This is a genomic window from Pinirhizobacter sp. (assembly GCF_035317885.1).
GTDB lineage: Bacteria > Pseudomonadota > Gammaproteobacteria > Xanthomonadales > Rhodanobacteraceae > Pinirhizobacter.
Genome location: NZ_DATHFX010000232.1, coordinates 1 through 12,959, shown reverse-complemented (window position 1 = coordinate 12,959; position 12,959 = coordinate 1). Strand labels below are relative to the sequence as shown.

The window sequence follows — 12,959 nt, the reverse complement described above, 5'->3', positions numbered from 1 at the left end:
TGCTTGGTTAAGTCGTGCCGGGTGTGTCATTAAAAGGGCGCCCTGGTGGCGCCCTTTTTCTTGGCTCGGGCGTGGTCGCAGGAGCCGGGGGCGGCCAGCCTCGTCGCTCCGGTTACACCGGCGCTTGGGAGAAGAGGCCGCTGCGCGGCTTTGTTTGATGGCTGCGCCCCGGCGCGCCAGCGATTCCAACAAGCACCCGCGCATGATAGGGATCTCCGGGGGCATGGCCTCCTACTGCCGCTTCGAAGTCTGTGCGCTCTTTCGAGTTTTGACCCGGGCTGTCTGGGCGGTCTTTTTTGTTGTCTTCACGGTTTTCATCAAACCTTCTCATAAATCGCTTTAAATAACCGGCTTCATGCTTCTGCAAAAAGGACTTTTGCATTGTCCTAACGCATCGGCGAGAATCCTGCCCATTACCCACGGAGTTAATCATGGCCGTCGACCTGAAAAACCTGACCCACAACCAGCTCAACGAGCTGATCGCCCGCGCCCAGGCGCGCCAGGGAGAGCTTCGCAAGGAGCGCGTGGTCAAGCTGCGGGACAAAATCCACGCACTGATCAAGGCCGAAGGTTATTCTTTCGACGACGTCTTCGGCGGCCGCGCCAAGCCGCGCCGGGTTATCGGCAAGGTCAAGCCCAAGTTCCGCAACCCGGCCAATCCGGAACAGACATGGACAGGCCGTGGCAAGCGCCCGCACTGGTTCAATGATGCGCTGAAAGCCGGAAAGAAAGAAAAAGACCTGTTGATCGGATAATCCGCCCGATTTATTCCCTAAAGGGAACGGCGCGGGGCAATCAACAAATCGCCAAATAGCAGGCCGGCCACCAGTGAGCCCAAAAGGGTAATAAGCAGCAAGCCGGTATCCATGCCCAGCACCGCGTCACGGTCGAGCAGGTACGACACGCTACGAAAACCCACGCTTCCGGGCACCAGCAGGATGATGCCCGGTTCGCGAATCACCGCACCGGGCTGGTGGGCGAAACGCGCGTAGAGGTTGCTGAGCGCCCCCAACAGGATGCCGCCGACGAATACGCCGAAGGGTGCACCGGAAATCGCCCCGATCCAGCGCGTGCTGAGGTACCCCAGCACCACCGCCGCCATCACCACCGGCCAGTCGCGGCGGGCGGCGCGGAACAGGATGGCGAAGGCGAAGGCGCCGACGATCAATGTGGGCCAGTCAGCCCAGCCGGGCAGCGCCGGCAGGGCGTAGTCACGGGGCACCACGCCCGCCGCGGCGCAAATCTGGGTAGCGGCGACCGTGCCAAAGGTAAGCTTGAGCAGCGTGGCTACTGCTCCGCCCATGCGTGCCACACCGGAAACCAGATGCTGGCTGGATATCTCGCGCACGGCGGTGGTAAGCGCCATGCCGGGTAGCAACACGATCAGGCTACCTAGGATGACGGATTTCAGCGCCAGCGGCACGATATAGGCGCTCACCAGGGTGGCGATGAGGGTAGCGACCAGGGCGCTGATGGCTTCGCTTGCCACCGACAGCCGCGGCCGACTTACCGACAGCACGGTGATGGCACCGATGACCACGCCGATGAATCCGGCGGTAAGCAAGTCCACCCATGATGAGTGCAACAGCAGGCCCACCACGGTCGCGGCAGCCAAGCCATAACTGGCGATGACAGTCACGTGGGCTTTCGCCGACTCCGGGGCACCCAATGCTCGCAGCAAGTGGAAGCCTTCACGCAAGTCGATCTTGCCGTCGATCACACCGTCGGCGATGCGGTCGGCCTCGACCAGGCGGGCCAGGTTGACGTCCCCGGGCGGCAGCCGCATCACCTGGGTGACCTGGGCTACGCCCTCCTCGCCCTGGGCGAGGTCGGCGAAGGAGACGATGATGGCGGTGGGGCTGGACCAGACTTCGGCCGCGAGCCCAAGGCGCTGGGCGGCGCTGGACATGGCACCTTCCAGGCGTGGCGCCGTGGTGCCGTACTGGTGAAGGCGGCGTGCCAGTTCCACCAGGAAGGCGATGCGCGTGTTGAGCGCCGCCGTGGCGAAGCCGATCGCGGGCGGCGCCGGCCTGTCCACCGCGTTCATGCCGCGGCTCGTACCTGCAGCATGCTGCCGCTCACCGACATCACTTCCACTTCGGTGCCTGCAGACATGTCCGGCCCCGACACCAGCCAGACGCCGTCGCCTACGCGGGCCTTGCCGCGACCGTTGACGATCGGTTCCACCAGCACCAGCCGCTGGCCCACCAGTTGTTCCCCGCGCCGATTGAGCAATGAAGCCGACGGCTCGCCGCGCTCAAGACGCGGGCGCAGCCATTTCCAGTAGGCGAAGCACGAGGCGAATGTGAACACCCCGAACAGGATGGCCTGGGCAAGCACGCCCATGCCGGGCGCGGCGAACAACACCACGCCCATGGCGCCGGAGGCGATGCCGATCCACAGGAGGAAATAGCCCGGAGCCAGCATCTCGCCGGCGATCAGCACCAGCGCAAGGATCCACCACAGGTAGTGCATCGCCAATGCAGGCATGGCCATCAACCCACCGGACGCGGCGGTTGCGCGCGCGCCGCCGCCTGCTGGGACACCGCGTCACGCGCAAGCTCGGCGATACCTGCCAGCGAACCGAGGATGCCGGTCGCCTCCATTGGCAACAGAAGGGTTTTCTGGTTGGGCGATTTGGCCATTTCCTTCAGCGCATCGACGTAGTTGTTGGCCACGAAGTAGTTCAGCGCATTGACGTTGCCGTTGACTATCGCCTGCGACACCATCGTGGTTGCCTTGGCCTCGGCCTCGGCCAGGCGTTCGCGGGCCTCGGCCTCGCGGAAGGCCGCTTCCTTCTTGCCCTCGGCGGAAAGAATGGCCGATTGTTTCTCGCCCTCGGCTTTCAGGATCGCCGCCTGGCGGAAGCCCTCGGCGTCGAGGATATTGGCGCGCTTCTCGCGTTCGGCCTTCATCTGGCGGGCCATGGCGTCGACGAGGTCGCGCGGCGGGGAAATGTCCTTGATCTCGATGCGGTTGACCTTCACGCCCCAGGGATGGGTGGCCTCATCGACCACGTTCAGGAGCTTCGCGTTGATCGCATCGCGCTGGCTCAAGGATTCGTCCAGGTCCATGGAGCCAAGCACGGTACGGATATTGGTCATGATCAGCGCCAGCGCCGCGCGCTCGAGGTTGGCCACCTCGTAGGCGGCCTTGGCGGCATCGAGTACCTGGTAGAACACCACGCCGTCGACGCGCACCACCGCGTTGTCCTTGGTGATGACATCCTGCGAGGGGACATCGAGCACCTGCTCCATCATGTTCATCTTGCGCCCCACCGCATGGTAGATCGGGATCAGGAAATGCAGCCCGGGGCTAAGGGTCGTGGTGTATTTTCCGAATGTTTCGACCGTCCATTCCCAGCCTTGCGGCACGATGCGTACCAGGCGGGTGATGGTAATGACCACCAGGACGACGACAACCAGTGCAACCATGCTTCCCATAACCTAAGCTCCATGCGGGTAGAGCCTCAGTATACCTACCGGCCGGGGTTCAAAGCGGCAGGAATAAACTCACGCGCAGGCCACCGCCCTCGCGGTTGGCCAGCGCCACCCGGCCGCCATGGGCCTCGGCGATCTCGCGCGCCAGCGCAAGGCCCAGGCCCGTACCTGAGCGCTTGGTGGAATAGAACGGCAGCAGCGCCTGCGCCAGCACCGTTTCGCTCATGCCGGGCCCGCGGTCGGACACTTCCAGGCGAACCATCCGCGCCACCACCGCTACCGACAGTGCGACTTCGTCGTCCGGGCCACCGGCCTCGTGGGCGTTCTTGATCAGGTTGATCAGCACCTGTTCGATCTGCGCGGCGTCGAAGTGCCCCGGTTCCTCCGGCAGGCGGCCGTCGAGCCGGAACTGGCAATGCAAGGCCAGCGACTCGATATACGACGGCCAGTCGATCGCCACCGGCTGCGGCGCCGGCAACTTGGCGAAACTGGCGTAGCCGGCGATGAAGCCGTGCAGGTGGCGCGTACGTTCGGCGATGGTGCCGAAGACACCGGGCAGCCGGTCGGTATCACCGCGCCGCGCAAGCTCGGCACCCGAGTGTGCCAGCGACGATATCGGCGCCAGGGAATTGTTCAGTTCATGGCTGATCACGCGAATCACCCGTTTCCAGGTGGCGACTTCCTGCCGCGAAAGCTCGCGCGTCATGCGGCGGAACAACTGCAGGCGGTGCGGCCTTCCCTGCAGGCGGAAATTGCGCTGCGAGATATGGAAGGTTTCCTCGCTTCCTTCCATCTCCACGGTGAGCAGGGCGTCTTCGCCCGAAGCGATCGCCTTGCGCAGGGATTCGGAGGTGCCGGTGAGTATCTCATCGAAAGCCAGCCCGTGCAGACTGCGGCCCTCGTTGAACAAATGCCGCGCGGCGATGTTGGCGTAGGTCACCTTGCCCGCGGCGTCGGTGAGCACCAGCGCCACGGGCGTGTTCTGCACCACGGTATCAAGCAGCAGTTCGCGCTGGGCCAGGTTCTGCCGCTGCTCGCGCAGGGTATTGCCCAGGGCATTGTGCGAACGGATCAGCGCGCCGAGTTCGTCGCGCCGATGCGAGGCAATGGAAAAGCTGAAATCGCCATCGCGATAGCTTGCCACGGCACCTTCCAGGGCACGCAACAGCCGCTGCAAGGGCCGGGTTACCCGATGTGCCAGGAGGCTCGCCAGCGGCAGCAGTACCACTACCGTGGCAAGCATCGCGCCCAGCGACCCTACGCCACCAGGCGCGGCGATGCTGAGCTTGAACCATGTGTTGATCGATACAATGACCTGCGGCAGCGGCCACACGGTAACGCCGACATAAAGCAACGCGCCCGACAGCGCGGCCGCGGCAAGCAGCAGGGTCAGCCTACCCTCAAGGCTCAACAGCCGCATCGGCTCACCGGCATGCAGGATCCATCGGGGTCTGTGCGCATTGCACTGGCGGGCGGCCGTCCTGGGCACTGGGCGGCTGGCCGGCTTTCTCGAAAGGCCGGCGATCCGGGTAAGGGTCTTTAAGCTGTGCGGGCTTGTTGTCGCGGAATTTGAAATGGCTGTCGGTTTCGCCAGTGCGGGGCGCACGGGAATTGTCGTAGGCGTCGGCAGCCGTGGTGCTGCGGGCCGGCCCGAACTGGTCGGCCGCCGGACGCGAAGCGGACTGGGCGAAGCTCGCCCCCGCGAACGTGGCGATGCATAGGGCAAAGGCAAAGGGACGGTACATGGCGCTGCATCCTCGATCAGGCACGTGACGCACGTTGTACCTCACTTGGTGTTACACGCGACAGGGCCGGAAGGAATCAGCCGGCCACGGCCAGGCCATAGCGCTCGATCCGGCGATACAGGGCCTGGCGCGAAAGTCCCAGGGTCTGCGCGGCCCTGCTGACCACGCCGCCGGAGCTGGCCAACGCGGTTTCGACCGCCTCCCGAGAGGGTTCGTCGAGGTTGCGCATGGCCGAGGGCGAGGCAGCCGGGAGGTTCAAGTCGCGCACGGCGACCACGCCGTCGCTGGCCAGCAGGCGGGCACGTTCGATGGCGTTCTTCAGCTCCCGGACGTTGCCCGGCCAGTCGTGCGCCAGCAATGCATCGCGGGCTTCCTCTGACAGCCTGGCCCGGCCATCGAGGAAATGCTCGGCCAGGGGAAGGATGTCGTCCACGCGCTCGGACAAAGGCGGCAGGTTCACTTCGATCACGTTGAGGCGATAGAAGAGGTCCTCGCGGAACGTACCGGCACGGATCATGGCTTTAAGGTCGGCGTTGGTGGCGCTGATCACGCGCACTTTCACCTTGTGCGTGCGACCTGAACCCAACCGCTCGAACTGCCCAGACTCGAGCACGCGCAGGAGCTTCATCTGCCCCGGTAGCGGCAAGTTGCCGATTTCATCCAGGAACAATGTGCCACCGTCGGCCATTTCGAAACGGCCCTCGCGGGCCCGGTTGGCGCCGGTGTAGGCACCGGCTTCGGCACCGAATAATTCAGCTTCGATCAATTCCCCCGGCAGCGCGCCGCAATTGACCGCGATGAAGGGCCCGCGGCTTACCGGGGAATTGGCGTGCACGATCGCCGCGATGCGCTCCTTGCCGGCGCCATTGGGGCCGGTGACCAGTACCGGGACGTCGGAACGAGCCACCTGGCAGGCCAGCTCCAGCGTGCGGCCCATGGCCTCGGAGGCGAATACCAATCCATCGAGCTCGTACTTGCGCTGCAGCGCCTCGCGGCGCTTGCGGCGCTCGACCCGTGCCCGGGTGACTTCCTTGGTGGACTCAGCCAGTTCCAGCAGGTTTTCCACCGTGGCCAGCAGCTTGGCGTCGTCCCAGGGCTTGCCCAGGTAGTCCGCGGCACCGGCCTTGACCAGCTCCACGGCCGTTTCAAGGTGCGTCCAGGCCGTGAGCAGGATCACCGGGAGGTCCGGGTGGCGCTCGCGCACGGCGCGGAACAGGGCCACGCCCTCAGCGCCAGAGGTGGTGTCGGCGGTGAAGTTCATGTCCTGGACCAGTACGTCCACGCTCTCGCGCTCCAGGAGGCCTAAGCCTTCTTCCGGCGTAAGGGCCACCAGGGGGCGGATCTCGCGCAACGAGAAGGCCAGCGACAGCGCGTCGCCCACGGCCGGGTTGTCGTCGATGATCAGGACAGTGCGCATCTTTGCTCTTCGCATGGAGGCATGGATGCATCTCCACGCCGAAAGGTTGAAAGGGCCCGCTAAAAAAATTCTAGCAGGCCAGTGCTTCAGGCGTTGCGCGTGGCTTCCACAGGCGACACCTTCGAGGCCCGCATCGCCGGTGCCAGCACGGCGCCCTGCCCCAGCAGCAACAGCAGCACCACGCCAACCAACACGTACACCACCGACATCCGTTCGGTCTCGAAGTGCTGCTGCAGCCACATCGACATGCCGATGGCCATGGCGCTGCCCACCACCACGCCCGCCGCGCCGATGAGGAAATTCTCGGTCAGGAAATAGGTGAGGATGTCCCGCTTGGTGGCGCCCAGCGCCCGGCGCACGCCGATCTGCTTGCGGCGCTGGCCCACCCAGAAGCTGGTCAGGCCCACGATGCCTGCCGCGGTGATCGCCAGCAGCACCGCGCAGACGATGCCCATCATGATCGCCATGCCGCGGTCGCGTTCATAAGCCTTGCGGCGCACATCGGCGAACGTCTGCACGCCGTTCTCGTCGGGCAACGTGCGCATGCGGTTGTTCTTCACCAGGACGTCCAGCACATGCGAGCGCACGGATTCTTCCTGACCCGGCTTGGCGCGCACCATGTAGGCGTTGTAGTCGGTATTGAGGACGGCCGGCAGGAACGTCACGTACTGGTCCCACGTCTGGGCAAAGGAACTCACCCACGGCACCTGGGTCTTTTCCACGATGCCGACGATGGTGGTGGGCTTCTTTTCCTCGGTCAGGTAAATGTTCTTGCCAAGCGCCGAGCCATCCGGGAACAACTTGTCGGCCAGCGCCTTGGTCACGATCGCCACGGGACCTGCAATGGATTTCTTCGGGTCCTGGTCGATGACGTCTCCGGCATTGAAATCGCGACCGGCAATCAGCTTGGCGCCCAGGGTGGCAAGCGCGTGCTCGTCGACGAAGTAGATCGCCGTCTGCCCGGTGGATTTCTTCTGGTCGGGATTGGTCCGCGCCCCCATCGACCAACCTCCGTTGCGCAGCGGGTAGGAGTTGGTGGCGTACACCGATGCCACGTCCGGCATCTGGCGCAGCGCCTGGAGATCGGATTTCACCAGCGGGACGAAATTCTCCGTGTTGCCCACCAGGCGGTTGGTCACGATCACCAGGTTCGATTCGTCGATACCCGTGCCGCGCGACAGGTGGCTTACGCGCTGGTGGATGATGAACAGCGCATTGCAGACGATGGCCAGGGTCAGCGCAATCTGCAGGGCAATGAGGATGGTGCCGGCCTTGTGCTGGCGCAGCGCGGATACGATCGGCTTGATCATCATCGTCATGGCCCTTAGTTGGATTTCAGCTGCCACGCGGGCTGCACTTGGGTCGCACGCCAGGTGGGATAAAAGGCCGCCAGCAAGGTGGCGATGACGGCAACGAGCAAGGTGATCAACACCAGAGAGATATCGAGCGTTGCCAGGCGGGCGATGTCTGGCTCGAATACCAGCCCCACGCCCATCACGCCAAGGCCCGTCAATAGCAGACCCAGGATGCCGCCGGCCACACCCACCGCTGCTGCCTCAAGCATGAACTGGTAATAGATTTCCTTGCGCGACGCGCCCAGTGCGCGGCGCACGCCGATTTCCGGCGCGCGGCGCATGAACTTCGCCAGCAGCAGGCCCACGGTATTGACCAGGCAGATCACCAGGAATCCCAGCGATACGAACAGCGATATCTGCGTCTCGGCCGGCACCACGTGCTCGGCATCGAGGAAGTCCATCACGTCGCGCAGGCGCACGTTGTTCGGCCAGCGGAAACGCCCGGCCTGGCGCTGCCCGTCGACATAGTTGGTAAGGAACTGCTTGTAGCTGGCAGCGGCCGCGGCATCGGGCAGTTCCACCCACATCGCAAGCCAGATGCATTCGGAGCGCAGGTAGTTGTCCCAGCCATCGCCCGGGTCGCTGTTGCAGTTGTTGTTGCCGTTGCTCGCCTTTTGCAGCTCCACGGCGCGGGTGAAGGGCATGTACAACTGTGCACCCTTGTCGAAACCGCCTGTATTCACCAGGTCAAAGAACCGTGGCGAGGCATCCCAGTCTTCGATCACGCCCGACACCACGTACAACCTGCCGTCGAGGTTGACCTGCTTGCCAACGCTGTTGGCGCCACCGAACACCTTGTCGTTGAGTTTCTTGGTGATGACCACGACCGCGGCGTGGCCCTCGTCGTCCTCGGCTGTCCAGGGCTTGCCGAAGATGAAGGGCACATCGAACATCGGGAAGAAGTCGGTGTACACCGCATAGGCGCCCTGGCGCTGGGGTAGCGAGGACGGATCGTCCGGGATAAGCGCCGCGGCGATCGGATAGAGCGCCGTCTGCCGCGGCGCCTTGTGCGCGCGCATCAGCGCGACCACGTCCTTGTAGGTCATCGAATCGGGTGGCTCACCCTTCTCGGTGTCCTCCGGCCCCCAGTTGTCGATCGCCGGATGGAACAGCTGGGCGGATTTCTGCGGGATGGGATTGCGAGAGGTAGCACGGAATACCGAATAGGTGGTCATCGACGCCGCCACGCCAAAACCGATCGCCATCACCATCAAGGCAGTGAGGATGGGGTTGCGCCTCAAGCTGCGCAGGCCGAGCTGGAAGTAGTAGGCGAACATGGGTGGCTCCCTCGATGGTTCAGATGTTGCGGGTGGCGACGACAGGAGGCACCGCGGCGGCACGCCGCGCGGGGCCAAGCACGGCCAGCTGACCCAGAAGCCAGAGGATCAGCGCGCCGTAAGGCAGGTAATACGCAGGAAGCAGCGGCAACTCGTACTGCTTCATCAGCACGGCGCTCAACACGTAGGCCAGCACCATGCCGACCACGATGCCGCCACCGACGATGAGGAAATTCTCCAACTGGAAATAGTGCAGGATGTCGCGCCGCGTGGCACCGATGGCGCGACGGATGCCGATCTGCTGGCGCCGTTGCTGCACCCAGAAGCTGGCAAGGCCCACGATACCCAACGCCGATACCAGCAATAGCGCGGCGATCACGCCAACCATCATCATGGCCATGGACCGCGTGTTGGCGAAGTAGGCGTCACGCAACGTCACCAACGGACCCGATGCCTGGGCGTTGATGATCACGCCGCGCTCATCGCGCGAGATCGCCGCCGTGGCGCGGCGGAACACCTCTTCCGCATGGCCTGGAACGGTCCGCAACAGGTAGACGCTGGCCAGGCCCGTGCCCGGCAACGTCGGCATCAGGAATGCATTGGTGGTGGCGAACGGGCTGGGATTGGGACGGACCAGGCGTGCCAGCAGACCCACCACGCGCAAGGTCTGGTTGCCCGACAGCACCACTTTGCCCAGCGGATCCTGCCCGGGCCACAGCTTGGCCGCATAGTCCGCGTCCACCAGCACGACCGAAGTCTTGGGCAGGAAGCCGTCGACGTGGGCGTAGTCATCGAGAGTGAACCAACGTCCGGAGACCAGGCGCAGGCCAAGCGTCTTCGCGAAATTGGCATCGCCCAGGTAGAAATGCCCCTGCAGGTGGAATACCGGGTCGTTTGGATCGATGCGGAAGCCCATTTCGCCCGCTTGCGGCCCGAAGGGGGTGGCGTTGGCCACCGATACCGACTCCACCCCTGGCAGCTGCGCCAGTCGCTGGCGCAACCGCGGAGCGAGGTCGGCGGCCTGGTCGTCGGTCACGCCATCAAGCGTGATGGCCACAAGGCGGTCTTCGTCCACACCGCTTTGCACGTGCGACAGTCGCACGCGCTCGGTTACTAGGTACAGCGCGTTGCACAGTACCGCGCAGGCCAACGCAATCTCCATGGCGATCAGGAACGTCGCCATGCGATGCTTCTTCAGAGCCGCAAGGATGGGCGCGATCTGCATCACTGCACCTTCAACTGCAGGGCCGGTGCAACCCGGCTGGCACGGAACGCCGGAAAGATCCCGGCAACGATGCTGGCGCCCAGCGCGACCGCCAGGGCCAGCAGGAACAGCGGGATGTTCACCGAAACAAGGTCGGCGTATGCCACGGGCTGGTGGCGGATGGCCACCACGCCGAGCACGGTGAAGAGCAGCCCGAACAACCCGCCGATGCTGCCGATCAGCCCTGCTTCCACCAGGCACTGCCCGAAGATCGCCCCGCGCGACGCGCCCAGCGCCCGGCGCACGCCGATTTCGTTGCTGCGGCCGATGAACTTGGCCAGGAGCAGCCCGACGGTATTGAATAGGCAGATCGCCAGGAAGGCGAATGCCAGCCATGTCTGCAGCTTCACGTCGGCGGGGATCACCTGCTGGAAGGCGAGCCACTCGTGCAGGCTCAGCATGCGCGTCAACTTGGGATGGGGAAAACGGCCGATGCTCCGCTGCTGTGCGTCGTAGTCGTCGAGGAAGCGGCTGAACCCGTCGCGCGCAGCGGCCGTGGGCAACTCCACCCACAGGCCCACCCATGCGCAGGGCTGGGTCATCATGTGCTTGAAGTCGATGTTACCGTTCGACCAGCACGTGAACGGTTGCATATCGGCCTGCGCGATGTCGATGCCCGTGGCCATCGGCAGGAAAATGTCCTCCGTCGGGCCGTAGAAATCGCCCGTGTCGCCGCCGCTGTTGCGCGATCCAGCGAGCATGTAGAAACGGGGGCGGGGACGCCAGTGATCGAGCACACCCACCACGCGAAGCTGCGCGCCGTTGATGACGACATCCTGGCCCACGCTGTTCGCACCGCCGAAGAGGCGCTGGTTCAAGGTGGCCGAAAGCACCACCTGCCGGGCGGCCCGCCCTTCGTCTTCAGGCGTCCATGGACCACCATACTTGAACGGCACGTCGAACATCGGGAAGAAGTCCGAGGTGGTGGCGAGCGTGGCGACGGTAAAGGGCGACTGGCCCGACGCGGTGGGGACCACGTGCGTGGATGCTTCGGCAACCATCGCCTGGCGCGTCGCGCGATGCGCAGCCCACAGGTCGTGGGCGCTGGCGTAGTCCATGAGATCCATGGGCCAGTGCCTGAGCGTGGCTCCGGTGGAAGGTTCCAGCTGCGGGTAGAAGAGCTTGTCGCTCTTTCCCGGCAACGGGTCGCCCGACAGCAGGAACATCACGGACAAGGTGGTCATGCTGGCGCCGATGCCCACGGCGATCGCCAGCACCATCAGTGCGGTGAGCATGCGCGTGCGGCGCAGGCTGCGAAGGGCAAGGAAGAAGTAATAGCCCAGCACGTCAGCTCCTGGTCGCTTCGACGGGAGGGATGTGCGAGGCGCGCAACGCCGGCGCGAAGGCCGACGCCTGGCCCAGTACGATGAGCGCGACAATGCCCGCCACCACGTAAGTGACGGACAACCTCGCCAACTCGAACTGGACCATCAGCCAGGCATTGATGGCGAACGCCATCACCGCGCCGACCAGTACGCCGCCGACGGTGATCAGGGCGTTTTCGGCAAGGAAATAATTAAGGATGTTCCGGCGCGTGGCACCCAGTGCGCGGCGGATACCGATCTGGCGGCGGCGCTGGCCCACCCAGAAGCTCGACAGCCCAACCACGCCCGCCGCGGTCACGGTCAGCAGGATCAGGCATACCGCGCCCATCAGGATCGCCATGCCGCGGTCGGCACGATAGGCACGTGCACGGATGCCGGCGAAGCTCAACACGCCATCGTCTTCCGGGATCACCCGCTGCGGGTCCACGGCATACAGTGCATCGGGCACGGCTTTCATGGCCGAGTCCAGCCTTCCGGGGCGGGCGCGGATGGCGTAGGTACGATAAGTGAAGGAGAACCGCGCCGGCACGATCGATGTCTGCCAGGCAAAACTTTCCGCCCATGCCTGCACGGAGGAACTTTGCAGGCGATCGACCACGCCGATGATCCGGGTAGGTGGCGCAGCGGGCCCGACATACACTGTCTTGCCGACCGCGTCGCCGTCCGGGTAAAGCTTCTGTGCCAGCGCCCTGGAAATGATCAGCTGAGCCGGTGCAACGCGATCGCGCAGGCCGTGCGGAAGAACCTCTTCGGGCCGGAAATTCCGTCCTTCCACCAGGTGCAGCCCCAAGGTTGCCAGGGTGTGCTCATCACCCAGGAAGAAAGCGGTGGAAGGGCCAACCTTGTCGCCGTCGGGCGATTGCCCCAGCCAGCCGGTCCAGTTGCTGTTGGCAAGGGGCAATGTGTTGGTGACGTAGGCATCGGCCACATCAGGAAGCGAGCGGATCGCAGCCAGGTCCGTGCGCACGTCGGCATCGAGCCGTGCCTTGGCCGCCTCGCCATCGCTGGACAGTCCCGTGCGCTGCACGCTCACCTTGAACAGGTTTGCTTCATCGATTCCCGTCGGCCGGCCGATTCGCTCGATCCGCGTGGTGATGATGAACAGCGCGTTGCAGACGATCGCCAGGGTCAAGGCG

General features: G+C 64.6%; 13 protein-coding genes. 1 reads left to right on the top strand and 12 read right to left on the bottom strand.

Features of this window, described 5'->3' with window-relative positions; genetic code table 11:
• Positions 1-112: 112 nt before the first annotated feature.
• Positions 113-433, bottom strand: coding sequence for a hypothetical protein (locus VK519_RS07660; RefSeq protein ID WP_324348714.1), 321 nt, complete (start codon positions 431-433; stop codon positions 113-115).
• On the opposite strand from VK519_RS07660, the gene VK519_RS07655 reads away from it, so the two are divergent.
• Positions 432-755: an H-NS histone family protein gene (locus VK519_RS07655; RefSeq protein ID WP_324348712.1), complete on the top strand. Its 324-nt coding sequence runs from the start codon at positions 432-434 to the stop codon at positions 753-755. The two genes, VK519_RS07660 and VK519_RS07655, sit on opposite strands and share 2 nt — an antisense overlap.
• 17 nt (positions 756-772) lie before the next feature.
• Here VK519_RS07655 and VK519_RS07650 read toward each other — a convergent pair whose 3' ends face one another.
• The 11 genes from VK519_RS07650 to VK519_RS07600 all read right to left on the bottom strand — a co-directional run.
• A complete protein-coding gene (locus tag VK519_RS07650; RefSeq protein ID WP_324348710.1) occupies positions 773-2,047 on the bottom strand; it encodes a threonine/serine exporter family protein in 1,275 nt (424 codons plus the stop codon).
• Complete coding sequence (locus VK519_RS07645) at positions 2,044-2,490, bottom strand: NfeD family protein (RefSeq protein WP_324348716.1); 447 nt, start codon at positions 2,488-2,490, stop codon at positions 2,044-2,046. Before VK519_RS07645 ends, VK519_RS07650 begins: the two co-directional genes overlap by 4 nt.
• 5 nt (positions 2,491-2,495) lie before the next feature.
• Complete coding sequence (locus tag VK519_RS07640; RefSeq protein WP_324348708.1) at positions 2,496-3,443, bottom strand: SPFH domain-containing protein; 948 nt, start codon at positions 3,441-3,443, stop codon at positions 2,496-2,498.
• Positions 3,444-3,492: 49 nt separating this feature from the next.
• The gene (locus VK519_RS07635; protein ID WP_324348706.1) at positions 3,493-4,860 is read right to left on the bottom strand and encodes a sensor histidine kinase; all 1,368 of its coding nucleotides are present in this window, start codon (positions 4,858-4,860) and stop codon (positions 3,493-3,495) included.
• A 4-nt stretch (positions 4,861-4,864) separates the two neighbouring features.
• Positions 4,865-5,185, bottom strand: a complete 321-nt coding sequence (locus tag VK519_RS07630) for a hypothetical protein (RefSeq protein WP_324348704.1) — start codon at positions 5,183-5,185, stop codon at positions 4,865-4,867.
• A gap of 76 nt (positions 5,186-5,261) precedes the next feature.
• Positions 5,262-6,602, bottom strand: a complete 1,341-nt coding sequence (locus tag VK519_RS07625; protein ID WP_324348702.1) for a sigma-54-dependent transcriptional regulator — start codon at positions 6,600-6,602, stop codon at positions 5,262-5,264.
• 86 nt (positions 6,603-6,688) lie between these two features.
• The gene (locus VK519_RS07620) at positions 6,689-7,915 is read right to left on the bottom strand and encodes an ABC transporter permease (protein WP_324348700.1); all 1,227 of its coding nucleotides are present in this window, start codon (positions 7,913-7,915) and stop codon (positions 6,689-6,691) included.
• Positions 7,916-7,926: 11 nt separating this feature from the next.
• Positions 7,927-9,234, bottom strand: coding sequence for an ABC transporter permease (locus tag VK519_RS07615; protein WP_324348698.1), 1,308 nt, complete (start codon positions 9,232-9,234; stop codon positions 7,927-7,929).
• 19 nt (positions 9,235-9,253) lie between these two features.
• A complete protein-coding gene (locus VK519_RS07610) occupies positions 9,254-10,459 on the bottom strand; it encodes an ABC transporter permease (RefSeq protein WP_324348696.1) in 1,206 nt (401 codons plus the stop codon).
• Positions 10,459-11,784 (bottom strand): ABC transporter permease, encoded by a 1,326-nt coding sequence (locus VK519_RS07605; protein ID WP_324348694.1) that lies wholly within the window; start codon positions 11,782-11,784, stop codon positions 10,459-10,461. Before VK519_RS07605 ends, VK519_RS07610 begins: the two co-directional genes overlap by 1 nt.
• Position 11,785: 1 nt before the next feature.
• The coding region (locus VK519_RS07600; RefSeq protein ID WP_324348692.1) for an ABC transporter permease at positions 11,786-12,959 on the bottom strand (1,174 nt) is incomplete at its 5' end.